Raw genomic sequence first — 18,302 nt, 5'->3', positions numbered from 1 at the left:
CCCTATGCCTCTTCCTCGATCGTTCCGCCCGCGCCGAGGTACCAGGTGCGGTGCGCCTGCCCGGGATACGGCGGCACGAACCGGCGCAGTTGCGAGGCGAGTACCTCGTGCGGCACCGGATGTTCCCGTACGCGGTTGCGCCGGATCAGTTCGTCCTCGTCGACGAGGGCCACGACGTGCGTGACGAGCGCGTCGTGGCGGCGGGCGACGGCGTGCACCAGGGAGCGCTGGTGGGCGTTGAGGGACGTGGCGTCCCACACCACGGTCCCGCCCCGGGCCAGCGCCGCGTCCAGCCGTGCCAGGCCCTCGCGCAGCACGTCTCCACCCGCCCGCTGGTCGGCGCGGTCGCCGCGCTCCTCGCGTACGCCGTCCAGCGACACGTACGCCCCGACGCCCTCCAGCCCCCGAGCGAAGGTGCTCTTGCCGCTGCCCGACGGCCCGACCAGGTGGATCAGCGACGGGAATCCCCCGGACCGCCACCTCCACGTCGCCGCGACGGCCTCCTCCGCGGTTCTCACCCGCCCCAGCGCGTACGCCTCGCGTGCCTCGGCCCGGCACCGGGCGGCGGCCTCGGCGCCCAGCCCGGCGAACAGGTCCCGCGGCCAGTCGGGCGGGCCCGCCTCCTCGGCGTGCAGGGCGGACCACTCCACCTGCTCGCGCGCCTCCGGGCCGGGCGCCACGGCGGCGGCGACGGCGTGCAGGACGTCCAGGTCGACGGCGTACGCCATGCGTACGAGCCCGGCCCCGCGCCCCTCGTCGGGGTACGGGCGGTGCAGCCCGCCGTGCAGGCCCACCAGATCGGCGACCCGCCGGGCCGGCGGCAGCCCCAGGGCGGGGGCGAGCCGCCCACCGAGCACGCCCCGGCGCTCCCGGTGCAGCAGCGCGGCCAGCACCCCGGCGAGCCGCCGGTCACCGGTGCCGCCGAGGCGCGCCCCCACGTCCGCCGCCGCGTCCGCGTCCCCGTCGGGCACGCCCACGGCGGCGAGCAGCGCGCCCGCCTCCGGCGCGGCACCCGACCGCACGTCCCACAGCGGAGCCGTCCGGCCCAGCCCGTTCGGCGTCACGGCGGCATGCATCCAGTGCGTATCGGTCCGTACGTGCCCGGGCCGTACCCACTTGGCGACGCGCCGCCCGAACTCCTGGGCCATGAAGCCCTCGGCCGTCCGGACGACGTACCCCTCCTGTCGTGCGGTGTCGACGCGCAGCCGGCGCAGCGCCCGCTCGTCGAACACGCCGCGCCACAGGACGCGCGGGGCCGGGATCCCGCGGTCCCGCAGGAACGCCACGGTCCAGTCCCAGGCCGGACACCAGCCGAGTTCGTCCCACACCGAGAAGCCGTAGAAGTAGCCGTCCAGGTCGTCGTACGGGAGCGAGTGCCGCGCGTACATGTTCTCGCCGCAGACCCGCCACCCCTCCGGGATCGTGTGCCCGATCCGCCCCTGCAGCGCCTTCACCCAGGCCCGCGACGGATGGTGCGCCGAGTCGAGCGACCGGGCGTGGAGCCCGTCGGCGTACAGGGTGGTGTTCTCGCCGTCGAGCTTCTCGGTGACGACGACCTCCCGGCCGGCGAACCCGGACAGGTCCACGACCCGTACGTCGTCCCCGGAGGCGCCGGGCGACCAAGGCAAGTGCGGTGTGCGCGGATAGTGCGTGCGCATGATGAATCGTTCCCCCGGTGACGACGACGTGCCGGGTCACTGTAGGAGGCGTCGGAAGACCGGATCGACCGAATAAGAACCGACCGAACGAGAACCGACCGGATGAGCCCCCCCCGTGCGTTCAGGCGTCGAGCGCGATGGCGTTCTTCGCGCGGTCCACCTCCTCCTCCGGCGCGGGCCCCTTCCGGTCCGTCTGCGCCAGGGCCTGGTTCAGGCCGACGTACGGCCGCATCCGCTCCTCGTACCGGGCGAGCCCCGCCTCCTGGTCGCCGCCCGCCCGGCCGAGCGCGTCCGCCAGGACGTACGCACCCACCAGGGCCAGGCTCGTCCCCTGCCCCGACAGCGGCGAGGCGCAGTAGCCGGCGTCGCCGACCAGCGTCACGCGCCCGCGCGACCAGCGGTCCAGGTGGATCTGCGCCATCGCGTCGCAGAAGAAGTCCGGGGCCTCGCGCGCGGCCTTCACCATCCGGGGCGTCTCCGGCCAGCGCAGGGTCCCCATCCGCTCGACGATCATCTCGCGGAGCCACTCGCCGTCCCGGTGGTCGCCCTCCAGGGGCGCCGACTCGAACCCGAAGGCGATCCGCAGCTCCTCGTTGCCCGGCACCGACATGGCGGCGAAGCCCGCGGCGCCGTCGCGCAGCCATACCTGCCAGTCCTCCAGGCCGAGGAAGTTCTCGGCGGTGAAGACGGACAGGTACTGGCCGAGGTGGCGGGTGAACCGCTCCTCCGGCCCGAAGGCCAGGCGACGCACCCCCGAGTGCAGCCCGTCCGCGCCCACCACCAGGTCGAACGTCCGGGACGCGCCGGAGCCGAACTCCACCCGCACCCCGTCACCGTCCGCGGTCTCGGCGAGGGCGGTGACGGAGTCCCCGAAGACGTACTCGACGCCGTCGCGGGTCGCGCGGTGCAGCAGCCGCACCAGGTCCTCGCGCATCAGCTCGATGTCCTCGCCGTCGAGGCGCCCGCTGCTGAACGCGTACTCGGTACTCCGGTGCACCTCGGTGCCGTCCGCGTCGAGGACGGACATCCCGCGCATGTGGGTGCGCAGCTCGCGCGCCTCGTCCAGCAGCCCCATGCGGGCGAGCACGTCGAGGGCCACGCCCCGCACGTCGATCGCCTGACCGCCCCGGCGCGGGCCGGGTGCGCGCTCGACGACGGTCGGTGCGTAGCCGTTGCGGCGCAGCCAGTGGGCGAGCGCGGAGCCCGCGATGCCGCCGCCGGAGATCAGTGCTGTCTTCATGGGGGAGCCCTCTCGATGTGGATACGCTGTACGCAACTGAATGTACGACGTACACGTCCGCGTGCAAACAGCCTCAAGAGCGCCTCTGTACTAGGTCAGTTCAGTGCCTGCCGCACATCGCCGCTGCTAGCCTCTGCCCTAGTACAGAGGAGATCCCCGCCCTCATGTGACAGGAGACACACATGGCCACCACGGCCGATGCCGCCGCCGAGCCGCCGTACCTCCGGATCGCCGCCGACCTCCGGCGCCGCATCGCCTCCGGCGAACTGGCCCCCGGCGACCGGGTGCCGTCGACGCGGCGGCTCGCCGAGCAGTGGGGCGTCGCCCTCGCCACGGCCACGAAGGCGCTCACCACGCTCCGGCTGGAGGGCTACGTGGAGGCCAGGCCCCGCGCGGGAACGGTCGTCGCCGCCCGGCGCACCACGCCCGAGGGGCCCCGCCGGCAGCCACCGGCCGCCGCGCCCGAGCACGACCTCACCCGGGAACGGATCGTCCGCGCCGCCATCGACATCGCCGACGCCGAGGGTCTTGCCGCCCTGTCCATGCGGGGCGTCGCCGCGCGCCTCGGCGTGGCCGCCATGTCCCCGTACCGCCACGTCGGCGGCAAGGAGGACCTGGTCCTGCTCATGGCCGACACCGCGTACGGCGAGCTGGGCTACCCCGACACGCCGCCGGACGGCCGGCGCGCCCGCCTGGAGCTGGGTGCCCGCACCCTGTGGCGGCTCCACCGGCGCCACCCCTGGCTCGCCCAGCTGGCCCCGCTCACCCGCCCGCTGCTGCTGCCGAACCTCCTCGTGCACGGCGAGTGGCTGCTCGGCGCGCTGGAGGGCCACGGCCTGACCCCGTCGGCCGCGATGGACGTGCAGGTGCTGCTCTTCACGTACGTCCAAGGCGTCGCCGTCACCCTGGAGCGCGAGGACCAGGCCAGGGCGGCCACCGGCCAGACGGACGACGAGTGGATGGACGCGCAGACCGCCGCGCTGCACGCCCTGACCGCGACCGGCCGCTACCCGGCCTTCACCCGCCTGGTCACGTCCCTGGGGGAGGTCGGCTACGACCTCGACCTCGACGCCCTCTTCGAGCTGGGCCTCCGCTCCCTGCTGGACGGCCTCGCCATCACTTGATCGCGACACCGGTCCGGTCCGGGCAGGGACCCGGGCCGCAGGCTCGCAGGGCTGCGCGGGGGTCTTCGTGCGCCCCGGTTTGATCGGCAGCGGGCCCGGGGTAAGCTCTTCGGCTCGATTGGCGGGCAGGCTGCCCCGTATGGCAGACTGTCCGGGTTGCTCGGTTGAGTGCCGATGCTGCGCGCCTCCCGCCGGGAGGACCGGAAGCGAGTCCCACAGTACTCGTCGTCCCTGCGTGGGGCGGACGTACGGGAATCTTCCGGGAAGTGTCAGCGGGGTACCAGCCAGGCACCCGGTGGGTGTCTTCCCCCGGCTCGCGGTCCTCGGCCCGCACCCCCTTGGTTGGGAAATCCTTCGGGAGATCTGCGTAGAGGGGGCGCGACACGCCCGACCGCGTGGGTCGGAGGACACGAGCCCACCAGGTTCCAGAGCGTTACGAGAGACAGGACTACTGAGTAGCCATGGCGGGACAGAAGATCCGCATCCGGCTCAAGGCCTACGACCACGAGGTCATCGACTCCTCGGCGAAGAAGATCGTCGAGACGGTGACCCGTACCGGTGCGTCGGTCGCGGGCCCGGTGCCGCTGCCCACTGAGAAGAACGTGTACTGCGTCATCAAGTCGCCGCACAAGTACAAGGACTCGCGCGAGCACTTCGAGATGCGCACGCACAAGCGCCTCATCGACATCCTCGACCCCACGCCGAAGACGGTCGACTCGCTCATGCGTCTCGACCTGCCGGCCGGCGTCGACATCGAGATCAAGCTCTGAGGTGACGCGCGAGATGGCTAAGAACATTAAGGGCGTCCTGGGCGAGAAGCTCGGCATGACCCAGGTCTGGGACGAGAACAACCGGGTTGTCCCGGTGACCGTCGTCAAGGCCGGTCCCTGCGTTGTCACCCAGGTCCGCACCAACGACATCGACGGCTACGAGTCGGTCCAGATCGCCTTCGGCGAGATCGACCCGCGCAAGGTGAACAAGCCCCTCAAGGGCCACTTCGCCAAGGCCGACGTCACCCCCCGCCGCCACCTGGTGGAGATCCGCACCGCTGACGCCTCCGAGTACACCCTCGGCCAGGAGATCACCGCTGCGGTCTTCGAGGCGGGCGTCAAGGTCGACGTCACCGGCAAGAGCAAGGGCAAGGGCTTCGCCGGTGTCATGAAGCGCCACAACTTCCGTGGCCTGGGCGCCGGACACGGCACCCAGCGCAAGCACCGCTCGCCCGGTTCCATCGGTGGCTGCGCCACCCCGGGCCGCGTGTTCAAGGGCCTCCGCATGGCGGGCCGCATGGGCAACGAGCGGGTCACCACCCAGAACCTGACCGTCCACGCCGTTGACGCGGAGAAGGGTCTGCTGCTCATCAAGGGCGCGGTTCCCGGTCCGAACGGCGGCCTCGTCCTGGTCCGTACCGCGGCCAAGGGGGCCTGAGGTAACCGATGAGCACCATTGACATCCTTTCGCCTGCTGGCGACAAGGCCGGGACCGTCGAGCTCCCCGCGGAGATCTTCGACGCGAAGACCAGCGTTCCGCTGATCCACCAGGTCGTCGTCGCGCAGCTGGCCGCTGCCCGTCAGGGCACGCACAAGACCAAGACCCGCGGCGAGGTCCGTGGCGGTGGCAAGAAGCCGTACCGCCAGAAGGGCACCGGCCGCGCGCGTCAGGGTTCGACCCGCGCGCCGCAGTTCGCCGGCGGTGGCGTCGTCCACGGCCCCGTGCCGCGTGACTACTCGCAGCGCACCCCGAAGAAGATGAAGGCCGCCGCCCTCCGCGGTGCCCTCTCGGACCGGGCGCGCCACTCCCGTATCCACGTCGTCACCGGCGTGGTCGAGGGTGCGGTTTCCACCAAGGCCGCCAAGGCGCTGTTCGGCAAGATCTCGGAGCGCAAGAACCTGCTCCTGGTCGCCGAGCGCACCGACGAGGCCGCGTGGCTGTCCGCCCGCAACCTGCCCCAGGTGCACATCCTGGAGCCGGGCCAGCTGAACACGTACGACGTGCTCGTCTCCGACGACGTGGTCTTCACCAAGGCCGCCTTCGAGTCCTTCGTGTCTGGCCCCAAGGCCGTTGAGACCGAAGGGAGCGACGCCTGATGACTGAGGCCGTCGTCACCAGCAAGACCTTCACGGACCCGCGCGACATTCTCGTCAAGCCGGTTGTCTCCGAGAAGAGCTACGCGCTGCTGGACGAGAACAAGTACACGTTCGTCGTCGACCCGCGCGCCAACAAGACCCAGATCAAGCAGGCCGTCGAGGCGGTCTTCTCGGTCAAGGTCACCGGGGTCAACACGATCAACCGGCAGGGCAAGCGGAAGCGCACCCGCACCGGTTACGGCAAGCGCGCCAACACGAAGCGCGCCATCGTGACCCTTGCCGAGGGCAACCGTATCGACATCTTCGGCGGTCCGACCGCCTAAGGGCGGTCTGGATCGTCCGAATATCGGACGAGGACTGAGAAATGGGTATCCGCAAGTACAAGCCGACGACTCCGGGCCGTCGTGGCTCCAGCGTCGCCGACTTTGTCGAGATCACGCGGTCCACGCCGGAGAAGTCGCTGGTCCGCCCCCTGCACAGCAAGGGCGGCCGTAACAACACCGGTCGTGTGACCGTCCGCCACCAGGGCGGTGGCCACAAGCGCGCCTACCGAGTGATCGACTTCCGTCGTCACGACAAGGACGGCGTGCCGGCGAAGGTCGCTCACATCGAGTACGACCCCAACCGCACCGCGCGCATCGCGCTCCTGCACTACGCGGACGGCGAGAAGCGCTACATCATCGCCCCCCGTGGCCTGAACCAGGGCGACCGGATCGAGAACGGTCCGACCGCCGACATCAAGCCCGGCAACAACCTGGCCCTCCGCAACATCCCGGTCGGTACCACGATCCACGCGATCGAGCTCCGTCCCGGCGGTGGCGCCAAGTTCGCCCGCTCCGCCGGCGCCTCCGTGCAGCTGCTCGCGAAGGAGGGCTCGATGGCCCACCTCCGCATGCCGTCCGGTGAGATCCGCCTGGTCGACGTCCGCTGCCGCGCCACCATCGGCGAGGTCGGCAACGCCGAGCAGTCGAACATCAACTGGGGCAAGGCCGGCCGCAAGCGCTGGCTGGGCGTCCGCCCGACCGTTCGTGGTGTCGCCATGAACCCGGTCGACCACCCGCACGGTGGTGGTGAGGGCAAGACCTCCGGTGGTCGTCACCCGGTCTCCCCGTGGGGTCAGAAGGAGGGTCGTACTCGTTCTCCCAAGAAGGCGAGCAACAAGTACATCGTCCGCCGCCGCAAGACGAACAAGAAGCGCTAGGAGCGGGTTTAGATGCCGCGCAGTCTCAAGAAGGGGCCCTTCGTCGACGACCACCTGATCAAGAAGGTGGACGCCCAGAACGAAGCCGGCACCAAGAACGTCATCAAGACCTGGTCCCGTCGCTCGATGATCGTCCCGGCCATGCTCGGCCACACGATCGCGGTGCACAACGGCAAGACCCACATCCCGGTGTTCGTCACCGAGTCGATGGTCGGCCACAAGCTCGGCGAGTTCTCGCCGACCCGCACCTTCCGCGGCCACGTCAAGGAAGACCGGAAGTCGAAGCGCCGCTGACCAGCGGGGTGTGAACGACTATGACTTACACCGAAGGGACAACCATGGAAGCCAGGGCCCAGGCGCGGTACATCCGCGTCACGCCCATGAAGGCCCGCCGCGTGGTGGACCTCATCCGTGGCATGGACGCCACGGAGGCTCAGGCGGTCCTGCGTTTCGCCCCGCAGGCCGCGAGCGTGCCGGTCGGCAAGGTGCTGGACAGCGCCATCGCCAACGCCGCGCACAACTACGACCACACGGACGCCTCCACGCTGTTCATCAGCGAGGCGTACGTCGACGAGGGCCCGACCCTGAAGCGGTTCCGTCCGCGCGCCCAGGGCCGTGCCTACCGGATCCGCAAGCGGACCAGCCACATCACCGTGGTCGTCAGCAGCAAGGAAGGAACCCGGTAATGGGCCAGAAGGTAAACCCGCACGGGTTCCGGCTCGGCATCACCACGGACTTCAAGTCGCGCTGGTACGCCGACAAGCTGTACAAGGACTACGTCAAGGAAGACGTCGCCATCCGTCGGATGATGACGTCCGGCATGGAGCGCGCCGGCATCTCCAAGGTCGAGATCGAGCGCACCCGTGACCGCGTCCGCGTGGACATCCACACCGCCCGCCCGGGCATCGTCATCGGCCGCCGTGGCGCCGAGGCCGACCGCATCCGCGGCGACCTCGAGAAGCTCACGGGCAAGCAGGTCCAGCTGAACATCCTCGAGGTCAAGAACCCCGAGGTCGACGCTCAGCTCGTGGCCCAGGCCGTTGCCGAGCAGCTGTCCTCCCGTGTCTCCTTCCGCCGCGCCATGCGCAAGAGCATGCAGTCGGCCATGAAGGCGGGCGCCAAGGGCATCAAGATCCAGTGTGGTGGCCGTCTCGGCGGCGCCGAGATGTCCCGCTCGGAGTTCTACCGCGAGGGCCGTGTGCCGCTGCACACGCTCCGCGCGAACGTCGAGTACGGCTTCTTCGAGGCCAAGACCACCTTCGGCCGCATCGGCGTGAAGGTCTGGATCTACAAGGGCGACGTCAAGAACATCGCCGAGGTTCGCGCCGAGAACGCCGCTGCCCGCGCCGGCAACCGCCCGGCCCGTGGCGGTGCCGACCGCCCGGCCCGTGGTGGCCGTGGTGGCGAGCGTGGCGGTCGCGGCCGCAAGCCGCAGCAGCAGAACGCCGCTGCCGAGGCCCCCAAGGCCGAGGCCGCCGCCGCTGCTCCGGCTGAGAGCACCGGAACGGAGGCCTGACCGAAATGCTGATCCCCCGTAGGGTCAAGCACCGCAAGCAGCACCACCCCAAGCGCAACGGCATGTCCAAGGGTGGCACGCAGGTTGCGTTCGGCGAGTACGGCATCCAGGCGCTGACCCCGGCGTACGTGACGAACCGCCAGATCGAGGCCGCTCGTATCGCGATGACCCGCCACATCAAGCGTGGCGGCAAGGTCTGGATCAACATCTACCCGGACCGTCCGCTCACGAAGAAGCCTGCCGAGACCCGCATGGGTTCCGGTAAGGGTTCCCCCGAGTGGTGGATCGCGAACGTCAAGCCCGGTCGCGTGATGTTCGAGCTGTCCTACCCGAACGAGAAGATTGCGCGTGAGGCTCTCACTCGTGCGGCCCACAAGCTGCCGATGAAGTGCCGGATCGTCAAGCGCGAGGCAGGTGAAGCGTGATGTCGGCCGGTACCAAGGCGTCCGAGCTGCGCGAGCTGGGCAACGAGGAGCTTGTCGCCAAGCTCCGCGAGGCCAAGGAAGAGCTGTTCAACCTCCGCTTCCAGGCGGCGACGGGTCAGCTCGAGAACCACGGCCGGCTGAAGGCCGTCCGCAAGGACATCGCCCGGATCTACACCCTGATGCGTGAGCGCGAGCTGGGCATCGAGACGGTGGAGAGCGCCTGATGAGCGAGAGCAACGTGACTGAGAACAAGACCGAGCGCGGTTTCCGCAAGACCCGTGAGGGCCTGGTCGTCAGCGACAAGATGGACAAGACCGTCGTCGTCGCTGTCGAGGACCGTGTCAAGCACGCGCTGTACGGCAAGGTCATCCGCCGTACGAACAAGCTCAAGGCGCACGACGAGCAGAACGCCGCGGGCGTCGGCGACCGCGTCCTCCTCATGGAGACCCGGCCGCTGTCCGCGACGAAGCGCTGGCGCGTCGTCGAGATCCTCGAGAAGGCCAAGTAATCACTTGAAGGGGTAACCCTTCAGGTTCGTTCCGCCAGGCTCGGCGTCCCGTGGGTTCGCCCACGGGCGCCGGGAACCGGCAGACAATCAGGAGATAGACGTGATCCAGCAGGAGTCGCGACTGCGTGTCGCCGACAACACTGGTGCGAAGGAGATCCTTTGCATCCGTGTGCTCGGTGGCTCCGGTCGCCGCTACGCGGGCATCGGTGACGTCATCGTCGCCACCGTCAAGGACGCGATCCCCGGTGGCAACGTGAAGAAGGGTGACGTCGTCAAGGCGGTCATCGTTCGCACCGTCAAGGAGCGCCGCCGCCAGGACGGCTCGTACATCCGCTTCGACGAGAACGCCGCCGTCATTCTGAAGAACGACGGCGACCCTCGCGGCACCCGTATCTTCGGCCCCGTGGGCCGTGAGCTGCGCGAGAAGAAGTTCATGAAGATCATCTCGCTCGCGCCGGAGGTGCTGTAAGCATGAAGATCAAGAAGGGCGACCTGGTCCAGGTCATCACCGGTAAGGACAAGGGCAAGCAGGGCAAGGTCATCGCGGCCTTCCCCCGCGAGGACCGCGTCCTGGTCGAGGGTGTCAACCGGGTCAAGAAGCACACCAAGGCGAACCAGCCGGGCCGCGCCTCCCAGGCCGGCGGCATCGTCACGGTCGAGGCCCCCATCCACGTGAGCAACGTTCAGCTCGTCGTGGAGAAGGACGGCAACAAGGTCGTGACCCGCGTCGGTTACCGCTTCGACGAGAACGGCAACAAGATCCGCGTTGCCAAGCGGACGGGTGAGGACATCTGATGGCTACCACCACGACTCCGCGTCTCAAGACGAAGTACCGCGAGGAGATCGTCGGCAAGCTGCGTGACGAGTTCAAGTACGAGAACGTCATGCAGGTCCCCGGCCTCGTCAAGATCGTGGTCAACATGGGTGTGGGCGACGCCGCCCGCGACTCCAAGCTGATCGAGGGCGCCATCAAGGACCTCACCACGATCACCGGTCAGAAGCCGGCCGTCACCAAGGCCCGCAAGTCCATCGCGCAGTTCAAGCTGCGTGAGGGCCAGCCGATCGGTGCCCACGTCACGCTCCGTGGCGACCGCATGTGGGAGTTCCTGGACCGCACCCTGTCGCTCGCGCTCCCGCGCATCCGCGACTTCCGTGGTCTGTCCCCGAAGCAGTTCGACGGCCGTGGCAATTACACCTTCGGTCTCACGGAGCAGGTCATGTTCCACGAGATCGACCAGGACAAGATCGACCGTGTCCGGGGTATGGACATCACCGTGGTGACCACGGCGACCAACGACGACGAGGGCCGCGCCCTGCTTCGTCACCTCGGCTTCCCGTTCAAGGAGGCGTGAGCGAGATGGCGAAGAAGGCTCTGATCGCTAAGGCTGCCCGCAAGCCGAAGTTCGGTGTGCGCGCGTACACCCGCTGCCAGCGCTGCGGCCGGCCGCACTCCGTCTACCGCAAGTTCGGCCTGTGCCGCGTGTGCCTCCGTGAGATGGCTCACCGTGGCGAGCTGCCGGGCGTGACCAAGAGCTCCTGGTAATCAGCCCAGTTGGGTTGATGCCGGGCTCTCGGTAAGCACCTGGTCGGCAGGGGCCCTTCTCCACATGTCGTAGGCTTGTGGGGTTGGGCGCCTGCCGCCCGTACGACTTACTACGCCGTAGGTCCCCGCACCGCACCCGTCCCGCCCATGAGCGGGGAGAGGGATGGCGCATACAGGAAACCCCGGCGAGAGAGGCCGAAGGCCAATTCATGACCATGACTGATCCGATCGCAGACATGCTCACGCGTCTGCGTAACGCGAACTCGGCGTACCACGACACCGTGACGATGCCGCACAGCAAGATCAAGTCTCACATCGCGGAGATCCTCAAGCAGGAGGGCTTCATCACGGGCTGGAAGGTCGAGGACGCCGAGGTCGGCAAGAACCTCGTCCTCGAGCTGAAGTTCGGCCCGAACCGTGAGCGCTCCATCGCGGGCATCAAGCGGATCTCGAAGCCCGGTCTCCGGGTCTACGCGAAGTCCACCAACCTGCCGAAGGTCCTCGGCGGTCTCGGCGTGGCGATCATCTCCACGTCGCACGGCCTCCTGACCGGCCAGCAGGCGCAGAAGAAGGGCGTGGGTGGGGAAGTCCTCGCCTACGTCTGGTAGTCGGGAACGGAGGAAAAGCCAATGTCGCGTATCGGCAAGCTCCCCATCACGGTTCCCGCCGGCGTGGACGTCACCATCGATGGCCGTACGGTCCAGGTGAAGGGCCCCAAGGGCACCCTGACCCACACCGTTGCCGCCCCGATCGAGATCGTCAAGGGCGAGGACGGCGTTCTGAACGTCACCCGTCCGAACGATGAGCGTCAGAACAAGGCCCTCCACGGCCTGTCCCGCACGCTGGTGGCCAACATGATCACCGGTGTGACCCAGGGGTACACGAAGGCGCTCGAGATCAGCGGTGTCGGTTACCGCGTCGCCGCGAAGGGCTCCGACCTGGAGTTCCAGCTCGGCTACAGCCACCCGATCCTCGTCGAGGCGCCCGAGGGCATCTCGTTCAAGGTCGACTCGCCGACCAAGTTCTCGGTCGAGGGCATCGACAAGCAGAAGGTCGGCGAGGTCGCCGCGAACATCCGCAAGCTGCGCAAGCCCGACCCGTACAAGGCCAAGGGCGTGAAGTACGCGGGCGAGGTCATCCGCCGCAAGGTCGGAAAGGCTGGTAAGTAAAGCCATGGCATACGGCGTGAAGATTGCCAAGGGCAAGGCCTACAAGGGCGCTGCTCTGAAGCGTCGCCACATCCGCATCCGCAAGAAGATCTCGGGTACGTCGGAGCGTCCGCGCCTCGTCGTCACCCGGTCCAACCGCGGCATCACCGCTCAGGTCATCGACGACATCGCGGGTCACACCCTCGCGTCGGCGTCCACCCTGGACGCGTCCATCCGCGGCGGCGAAGGCGACAAGTCGGCGAAGGCGAAGCAGGTCGGCCAGCTCGTGGCCGAGCGTGCCAAGGCCGCCGGTATCGAGACTGTCGTGTTCGACCGTGGCGGCAACAGGTACGCCGGGCGCATCGCCGCCCTGGCGGACGCCGCCCGCGAAGCCGGGCTCAAGTTCTGAGCCGGTTCCGTAGCTAGCGGAAAAGAGAGAGGTAAATCCAATGGCTGGACCCCAGCGCCGCGGAAGCGGTGCCGGTGGCGGCGAGCGGCGGGACCGGAAGGGCCGTGACGGCGGCGCTGCTGCCGCCGAGAAGACCGCGTACGTTGAGCGCGTTGTCGCGATCAACCGCGTCGCCAAGGTTGTGAAGGGTGGTCGTCGCTTCAGCTTCACCGCGCTGGTCGTGGTGGGCGACGGTGACGGCACCGTGGGTGTCGGTTACGGCAAGGCCAAGGAGGTGCCGGCCGCGATCGCCAAGGGCGTGGAGGAGGCCAAGAAGCACTTCTTCAAGGTCCCGCGTATCGCCGGCACCATCCCCCACCCGGTTCAGGGTGAGAAGGCCGCGGGCGTCGTCCTGCTCAAGCCGGCTTCCCCCGGTACCGGTGTTATCGCCGGTGGCCCGGTGCGTGCCGTGCTCGAGTGCGCCGGCGTTCACGACATCCTGTCGAAGTCGCTCGGCTCCGACAACGCGATCAACATCGTGCACGCGACCGTGGAGGCCCTGAAGGGCCTGCAGCGTCCCGAGGAGATCGCGGCCCGCCGCGGTCTGCCGCTCGAGGACGTCGCCCCCGCGGCTCTGCTGCGTGCGCGTGCCGGGGTGGGTGCGTAATGGCCCGCCTCAAGATCACGCAGACGAAGTCGTACATCGGCAGCAAGCAGAACCACCGCGACACGCTGCGCACCCTGGGCCTCAAGCGCCTGGGTGACGTGGTCGTCAAGGAGGACCGCCCCGAGTTCCGCGGCATGGTGCACACCGTCCGCCACCTCGTGACGGTCGAGGAGGTCGACTGATCATGGCGGAGCAGAACCCGCTGAAGATCCACAACCTCCGTCCCGCCCCGGGCGCCAAGACCGCCAAGACCCGTGTCGGTCGTGGTGAGGCGTCGAAGGGTAAGACGGCCGGTCGTGGTACCAAGGGCACCAAGGCCCGCTACCAGGTTCCGGAGCGCTTCGAGGGTGGCCAGATGCCGCTCCACATGCGCCTCCCGAAGCTCAAGGGCTTCAAGAACCCGTTCAAGGTCGAGTACCAGGTCGTGAACCTGGACAAGCTCGCGGCTCTCTACCCGCAGGGTGGCGAGGTCACCGTGGCCGACCTGGTCGCCAAGGGAGCGGTGCGCAAGAACCAGCTCGTCAAGGTCCTGGGCCAGGGCGAGATCTCCGTGGCGCTGCAGGTGACGGTCGACGCCGTCTCCGGCTCCGCCAAGGAGAAGATCACCGCCGCCGGCGGTACGGTCACCGAGCTCGTCTGAGCCTCGCGCTGACATCGAACGGCCTGGGTGGCCGCCCTTAGGGGCGTGCCGCCCAGGCCGTCCGCCTTTTCCCGGGCAGGAAGGGCTTGTACGCCCGTGTACGGGGCGTTTTCGGCCTGCCCGACGTCCGCCCCCGGCCGACCGGTCGCTCGGGCCGCTGGGGCCCGGCCGGATCCGCCCTCCAGCGCGTGGTTCGTCGCGCGTGTGGGTGAAGTGGGGGCTTCCGGCACGCGGTTCAGCTGGGGCGTCTTGACCAGTGGACGCCGACAGATGTTTCCCGTGTGCCGCAAGGCCGGGTAGGGTGGCGCCATTAATCTTCGGGCGGCCTGTGCGCGAGCGCAGCGCCGCCTTGCCAGGTAACCGCTGATTCTTCAAACCCGTCCCCTCTGACGCGCTAGCTCGGGGGTCGCAGGAGGCACCGTGCTCACCGCGTTCGCCCGGGCGTTCAAGACGCCCGACCTGCGTAAGAAGCTGCTCTTCACGTTCGGCATCATCGTGCTCTACCGGCTCGGTGCGCACATCCCCGTTCCCGGTGTGAACTACGAGAACGTCCAGCAATGTGTCAAGCAGGCCCAGCAGGGGAACAACAACCTCCTTGGCCTGATGGACATGTTCAGCGGTGGTGCCCTGCTGCAGATCACCATCTTCGCGCTCGGCATCATGCCGTACATCACGGCGAGCATCATTCTTCAGCTGCTGACCGTGGTCATCCCGCGGCTCGAGGCCCTCAAGAAGGAGGGCCAGGCCGGTCAGGCCAAGATCACGCAGTACACCCGCTACCTGACCGTGGCCCTCGCGATCCTGCAGGGCACCGGCCTGGTCGCCACCGCGAAGAGCGGTGCGCTGTTCAGCGGCTGCACCGTTGCCCGGGAGATCGTCCCGAACCAGTCGATCTTCACGATCATCGTCATGGTGCTCACCATGACCGCGGGCACCGCCCTCGTCATGTGGCTCGGTGAGCTGATCACCGACCGCGGTGTCGGCAACGGCATGTCGATCCTGATGTTCATCTCGATCGCCGCCGGTTTCCCCGGCGCCCTGTGGGCCATCAAGGAGAGCGGCAAGCTCGCCAAGGGCTGGATCGAGTTCGGCACCGTCATCCTGATCGGCTTCGTGATGGTCGCCCTCGTCGTCTTCGTCGAGCAGGCTCAGCGCCGGATCCCGGTGCAGTACGCGAAGCGCATGATCGGTCGTCGCTCGTACGGCGGCACGTCGACCTACATTCCTCTCAAGGTGAACCAGGCGGGTGTGATTCCCGTCATCTTCGCCTCGTCGCTGCTCTACATCCCGATCTTGATTGTCCAGTTCGCGGGCAGCGGGTCCGGGTGGTCTGCGTGGATTCAGCAGCATTTGGTGGACGGCAAGCCCATCCACACGGTCATCTACTTCTTCCTGATCGTGTTCTTCGCCTTCTTCTACGTGGCCATCTCGTTCAACCCCGAGGAAGTCGCGGACAACATGAAGAAGTATGGTGGCTTCATCCCGGGTATCCGGGCTGGTCGACCTACTGCTGAGTACTTGAGCTACGTGCTCAACCGGATCACTTGGCCGGGCTCGCTGTATCTGGGTCTGATCGCTCTTGTGCCGACAATGGCGTTGGCGGGCTTCGGCGGGGCCAACCAGAACTTCCCGTTCGGCGGGACGAGCATCCTCATCATCGTGGGTGTGGGGCTGGAGACCGTGAAGCAGATCGAGAGTCAGCTCCAGCAGCGCAATTACGAAGGGTTCCTCCGCTGATGCGAATCGTCCTCGTCGGACCGCCCGGTGCCGGCAAGGGAACGCAGGCCGCGTTCCTTGCCCGGAATCTGTCGATTCCGCACATCTCCACGGGCGACCTGTTCCGCGCCAACATCAGCCAGGGCACGGAGCTGGGCAAGCAGGCCAAGGCGTACATGGACGCCGGCAACCTCGTGCCCGACGAGGTCACCATCGGTATGGCGAAGGACCGCATGGAGCAGCCGGACGCCGAGGGCGGTTTCCTGCTGGACGGCTTCCCGAGGAACGTGGCCCAGGCCGAGGCGCTGGACGCGATGCTCGCCCGCGAGGGCATGAAGCTGGACGCGGTCCTGGACCTGGAGGTCTCCGAGGACGAGGTCGTCAAGCGGATCGCGGGTCGCCGCATCTGCCGCAACGACAGCGCCCACGTCTTCCACGTGACGTACACGCCGCCGAAGCAGGAGGGTGTCTGCGACGTGTGCGGCGGTGAGCTGTACCAGCGTCCCGACGACTCCGAGGAAACGGTCCGGACGCGGCTCGAGGTCTACCACACGCAGACCGAGCCGATCATCGACCACTACAAGGCCCAGGGCCTGGTGGTCACGATCTCCGCGCTCGGCAAGGTCAACGAGGTGACCGAGCGGGCCATGGAGGCCCTGCGCGGAGACCAGGCCGCGTAGGACCGCACTGTCGTGCCACGGCCGCGGCGCCCCCCACGGGGTGCCGCGGCCGACGCTTTGCCCCGGCTCCGTCCCCCGGGACGGGAGCCCGCACCGCGGACACGCCCGTATCGTGGTAGCGAGAGTCCCGAAGCCCCCAGCAGTTCTAGAAAGGCGTCAGCCGTCATGGTGCAGATCAAGACCCCGGAGCAGATCGCGAAGATGCGCGAGGCGGGGCTGGTCGTCGCCGCCATCCACGCCGCGACCCGCGAGGTGGCGGTGCCCGGCGCCACCACGAAGGACCTGGACGAGGCGGCCCGCAAGGTGATCGCCGACCACGGGGCGAAGTCGAACTTCCTCGGGTACGGCGGGTTCCCCGCGACGATCTGCACGTCCGTGAACGAGGTCGTCGTCCACGGCATCCCCAGCGAGGACGTCGTCCTCAAGGACGGCGACATCATCTCGATCGACGCCGGCGCCATCGTCGACGGCTGGCACGGTGACGCGGCGTACACGGCGTTCGTCGGCTCCGGGCACGCGCCCGAGCTGCTGGAGCTGTCGCGGGTGACCGAGGCGTCCATGTGGGCCGGCATCGCGGCGATGAAGAACGGCAACCGCCTGGTGGACATCTCCCGGGCCATCGAGACCTACATCCGCCGCCAGCCGAAGCCGGGCGGCGGCAAGTACGGGATCATCGAGGACTACGGCGGCCACGGCATCGGCTCCGAGATGCACATGGACCCGCACCTGCTGAACTACGTCTCGCGCAAGCGCGGCAAGGGCCCCAAGCTCGTGCCCGGCTTCTGCCTCGCCATCGAGCCGATGGTGTCGCTCGGTACGCCGCGGACGGAGGTCCTGGAGGACGACTGGACCGTCATCACGACGGACGGCACCTGGTCCTCGCACTGGGAGCACTCGGTCGCCCTCACGGAGGACGGCCCCCTGGTCCTGACGGCCCCCGACGGCGGCAAGGCGAAGCTGGCCGAGCTGGGCGTCACGGCGGCGCCGGACCCGCTGGGCTGAGCGGGCGCGCAGGGCCCCCGGGCGTACTCCGGTTAGGGATCTTCGGCCTTGGGCAGACTCTGCTGATTCGTCTTTTCGAGGGGCCTGGCGTAGACTGATGCGTCGGCTCTCGTGCACCCGTATGCCTGCGGTATCGGTAGCGAGAGTCGATCAAGGTAGCCGATTCGAAGGGCGAAGCGTGGCCAAGAAGCAAGGTGCCATCGAGATCGAGGGCACCGTGATCGAGTCCCTGCCGAACGCCATGTTCAAGGTGGAGCTCCAGAACGGTCACAAGGTCCTCGCGCACATCAGCGGCAAGATGCGGATGCACTACATCCGTATCCTCCCGGATGACCGGGTCGTCGTGGAGCTGTCTCCGTACGACCTGACGCGTGGCCGGATCGTCTACCGCTACAAGTAGATCTTGTCCGCACCTCTCCTACGGGGTGCTGGCACTGACCCGGAGAACCTCACATCCCATGAAGGTCAAGCCGAGCGTCAAGAAGATCTGCGACAAGTGCAAGGTGATCCGCCGCCACGGTCGGGTCATGGTCATCTGCGACAACCTGCGCCACAAGCAGCGCCAGGGCTGACGCACGCCGACCTGCACTTCGCAGTTCACGCGCGACGCAACTCAATACGTACATACGCAGTGCCCGCCGGGCCCTTGAGGCTGGCGGTACCTCCGGCGGGGGCCGGGGACCTGGACGTACCACTCCTTTGATCAAAGGGTCGGCGGCCGGGATCGGTACTGCGGAAGACCCCCGAGTACACAGGAGC

At 68.3% G+C, this 18,302-nt stretch carries 29 protein-coding genes; 27 read left to right on the top strand and 2 right to left on the bottom strand.

Annotated features, from left to right (window positions below; all coding sequences use genetic code 11):
* Positions 1-2: 2 nt before the first annotated feature.
* Together ABEB09_RS12530 and ABEB09_RS12525 are read right to left on the bottom strand one after the other, a co-directional pair.
* On the bottom strand, positions 3-1,658 hold the full coding sequence (locus ABEB09_RS12530; RefSeq protein WP_345689970.1) for an RNA ligase family protein: 1,656 nt from the start codon (positions 1,656-1,658) through the stop codon (positions 3-5).
* A gap of 121 nt (positions 1,659-1,779) precedes the next feature.
* Positions 1,780-2,898 carry an FAD-dependent monooxygenase gene (locus tag ABEB09_RS12525; protein ID WP_345689969.1) on the bottom strand — a complete coding sequence of 373 codons (1,119 nt, stop codon included), beginning with the start codon at positions 2,896-2,898 and terminating at the stop codon, positions 1,780-1,782.
* 182 nt (positions 2,899-3,080) lie between these two features.
* Here ABEB09_RS12525 and ABEB09_RS12520 point away from each other — a divergent pair, with 182 nt between their 5' ends.
* The 27 genes from ABEB09_RS12520 to rpmJ all read left to right on the top strand — a co-directional run bounded on the left by ABEB09_RS12520 (position 3,081) and on the right by rpmJ (position 18,115).
* Positions 3,081-4,022, top strand: coding sequence for a TetR/AcrR family transcriptional regulator C-terminal domain-containing protein (locus ABEB09_RS12520; RefSeq protein WP_345689968.1), 942 nt, complete (start codon positions 3,081-3,083; stop codon positions 4,020-4,022).
* Between the two features lie 461 nt (positions 4,023-4,483).
* Positions 4,484-4,792, top strand: coding sequence for a 30S ribosomal protein S10 (rpsJ, locus tag ABEB09_RS12515; protein ID WP_003948644.1), 309 nt, complete (start codon positions 4,484-4,486; stop codon positions 4,790-4,792).
* A 13-nt stretch (positions 4,793-4,805) separates the two neighbouring features.
* The gene (rplC, locus tag ABEB09_RS12510; protein WP_023587030.1) at positions 4,806-5,450 is read left to right on the top strand and encodes a 50S ribosomal protein L3; all 645 of its coding nucleotides are present in this window, start codon (positions 4,806-4,808) and stop codon (positions 5,448-5,450) included.
* 8 nt (positions 5,451-5,458) lie between these two features.
* Positions 5,459-6,109 carry a 50S ribosomal protein L4 gene (rplD, locus tag ABEB09_RS12505; protein WP_345689967.1) on the top strand — a complete coding sequence of 217 codons (651 nt, stop codon included), beginning with the start codon at positions 5,459-5,461 and terminating at the stop codon, positions 6,107-6,109.
* Positions 6,109-6,432 (top strand): 50S ribosomal protein L23, encoded by a 324-nt coding sequence (gene rplW / locus ABEB09_RS12500; protein WP_023587028.1) that lies wholly within the window; start codon positions 6,109-6,111, stop codon positions 6,430-6,432. Before rplD ends, rplW begins: the two co-directional genes overlap by 1 nt.
* A 41-nt stretch (positions 6,433-6,473) precedes the next feature.
* Positions 6,474-7,310, top strand: coding sequence for a 50S ribosomal protein L2 (gene rplB, locus ABEB09_RS12495; protein WP_345689966.1), 837 nt, complete (start codon positions 6,474-6,476; stop codon positions 7,308-7,310).
* 12 nt (positions 7,311-7,322) lie between these two features.
* Positions 7,323-7,604 (top strand): 30S ribosomal protein S19, encoded by a 282-nt coding sequence (gene rpsS, locus ABEB09_RS12490; protein ID WP_004984529.1) that lies wholly within the window; start codon positions 7,323-7,325, stop codon positions 7,602-7,604.
* A gap of 44 nt (positions 7,605-7,648) precedes the next feature.
* Positions 7,649-7,996 carry a 50S ribosomal protein L22 gene (gene rplV, locus ABEB09_RS12485; protein WP_043264895.1) on the top strand — a complete coding sequence of 116 codons (348 nt, stop codon included), beginning with the start codon at positions 7,649-7,651 and terminating at the stop codon, positions 7,994-7,996.
* Positions 7,996-8,826 (top strand): 30S ribosomal protein S3, encoded by an 831-nt coding sequence (gene rpsC / locus ABEB09_RS12480; RefSeq protein WP_345689965.1) that lies wholly within the window; start codon positions 7,996-7,998, stop codon positions 8,824-8,826. The genes rplV and rpsC overlap by 1 nt, the downstream gene beginning before the upstream one ends.
* 5 nt (positions 8,827-8,831) lie before the next feature.
* The gene (gene rplP, locus ABEB09_RS12475) at positions 8,832-9,251 is read left to right on the top strand and encodes a 50S ribosomal protein L16 (protein WP_009190136.1); all 420 of its coding nucleotides are present in this window, start codon (positions 8,832-8,834) and stop codon (positions 9,249-9,251) included.
* Positions 9,251-9,475: a 50S ribosomal protein L29 gene (rpmC, locus tag ABEB09_RS12470; RefSeq protein ID WP_017949657.1), complete on the top strand. Its 225-nt coding sequence runs from the start codon at positions 9,251-9,253 to the stop codon at positions 9,473-9,475. Before rplP ends, rpmC begins: the two co-directional genes overlap by 1 nt.
* Positions 9,475-9,759, top strand: a complete 285-nt coding sequence (rpsQ, locus tag ABEB09_RS12465) for a 30S ribosomal protein S17 (RefSeq protein ID WP_093656384.1) — start codon at positions 9,475-9,477, stop codon at positions 9,757-9,759. Before rpmC ends, rpsQ begins: the two co-directional genes overlap by 1 nt.
* Positions 9,760-9,859: 100 nt before the next feature.
* Entirely contained in the window at positions 9,860-10,228 is a 369-nt protein-coding gene (gene rplN, locus ABEB09_RS12460; RefSeq protein WP_003956455.1) for a 50S ribosomal protein L14, read from the top strand.
* 2 nt (positions 10,229-10,230) lie between these two features.
* Complete coding sequence (gene rplX, locus ABEB09_RS12455; RefSeq protein WP_010473945.1) at positions 10,231-10,554, top strand: 50S ribosomal protein L24; 324 nt, start codon at positions 10,231-10,233, stop codon at positions 10,552-10,554.
* Complete coding sequence (gene rplE / locus ABEB09_RS12450) at positions 10,554-11,111, top strand: 50S ribosomal protein L5 (protein ID WP_345689964.1); 558 nt, start codon at positions 10,554-10,556, stop codon at positions 11,109-11,111. The genes rplX and rplE overlap by 1 nt, the downstream gene beginning before the upstream one ends.
* Positions 11,112-11,116: 5 nt before the next feature.
* A complete protein-coding gene (locus ABEB09_RS12445; RefSeq protein WP_003956452.1) occupies positions 11,117-11,302 on the top strand; it encodes a type Z 30S ribosomal protein S14 in 186 nt (61 codons plus the stop codon).
* Between the two features lie 209 nt (positions 11,303-11,511).
* Positions 11,512-11,910, top strand: a complete 399-nt coding sequence (gene rpsH, locus ABEB09_RS12440; RefSeq protein WP_010473942.1) for a 30S ribosomal protein S8 — start codon at positions 11,512-11,514, stop codon at positions 11,908-11,910.
* 21 nt (positions 11,911-11,931) lie between these two features.
* Positions 11,932-12,471: a 50S ribosomal protein L6 gene (rplF, locus tag ABEB09_RS12435; protein WP_345689963.1), complete on the top strand. Its 540-nt coding sequence runs from the start codon at positions 11,932-11,934 to the stop codon at positions 12,469-12,471.
* Between the two features lie 4 nt (positions 12,472-12,475).
* Entirely contained in the window at positions 12,476-12,859 is a 384-nt protein-coding gene (rplR, locus tag ABEB09_RS12430; RefSeq protein WP_345689962.1) for a 50S ribosomal protein L18, read from the top strand.
* A 40-nt stretch (positions 12,860-12,899) separates the two neighbouring features.
* Positions 12,900-13,505, top strand: coding sequence for a 30S ribosomal protein S5 (rpsE, locus tag ABEB09_RS12425; protein ID WP_345689961.1), 606 nt, complete (start codon positions 12,900-12,902; stop codon positions 13,503-13,505).
* On the top strand, positions 13,505-13,687 hold the full coding sequence (gene rpmD / locus ABEB09_RS12420; protein WP_023587020.1) for a 50S ribosomal protein L30: 183 nt from the start codon (positions 13,505-13,507) through the stop codon (positions 13,685-13,687). The genes rpsE and rpmD overlap by 1 nt, the downstream gene beginning before the upstream one ends.
* Before the next feature lie 2 nt (positions 13,688-13,689).
* Positions 13,690-14,145, top strand: a complete 456-nt coding sequence (gene rplO, locus ABEB09_RS12415) for a 50S ribosomal protein L15 (protein WP_345689960.1) — start codon at positions 13,690-13,692, stop codon at positions 14,143-14,145.
* Positions 14,146-14,565: 420 nt separating this feature from the next.
* A complete protein-coding gene (secY, locus tag ABEB09_RS12410; RefSeq protein WP_345689959.1) occupies positions 14,566-15,882 on the top strand; it encodes a preprotein translocase subunit SecY in 1,317 nt (438 codons plus the stop codon).
* Positions 15,882-16,541 (top strand): adenylate kinase, encoded by a 660-nt coding sequence (locus ABEB09_RS12405; protein WP_345689958.1) that lies wholly within the window; start codon positions 15,882-15,884, stop codon positions 16,539-16,541. Before secY ends, ABEB09_RS12405 begins: the two co-directional genes overlap by 1 nt.
* A 165-nt stretch (positions 16,542-16,706) precedes the next feature.
* On the top strand, positions 16,707-17,543 hold the full coding sequence (gene map / locus ABEB09_RS12400; RefSeq protein ID WP_345689957.1) for a type I methionyl aminopeptidase: 837 nt from the start codon (positions 16,707-16,709) through the stop codon (positions 17,541-17,543).
* Positions 17,544-17,721: 178 nt separating this feature from the next.
* A complete protein-coding gene (gene infA / locus ABEB09_RS12395) occupies positions 17,722-17,943 on the top strand; it encodes a translation initiation factor IF-1 (RefSeq protein WP_003956442.1) in 222 nt (73 codons plus the stop codon).
* Positions 17,944-18,001: 58 nt separating this feature from the next.
* Positions 18,002-18,115 (top strand): 50S ribosomal protein L36, encoded by a 114-nt coding sequence (gene rpmJ / locus ABEB09_RS12390; RefSeq protein WP_003956441.1) that lies wholly within the window; start codon positions 18,002-18,004, stop codon positions 18,113-18,115.
* Positions 18,116-18,302 lie beyond the last annotated feature (187 nt).

This window comes from Streptomyces coeruleoprunus (genome assembly GCF_039542925.1).
In the GTDB taxonomy this organism is placed as follows: Bacteria; Actinomycetota; Actinomycetes; order Streptomycetales; family Streptomycetaceae; genus Streptomyces; species Streptomyces coeruleoprunus.
This window is presented reverse-complemented; position numbering and strand designations above follow the sequence as displayed.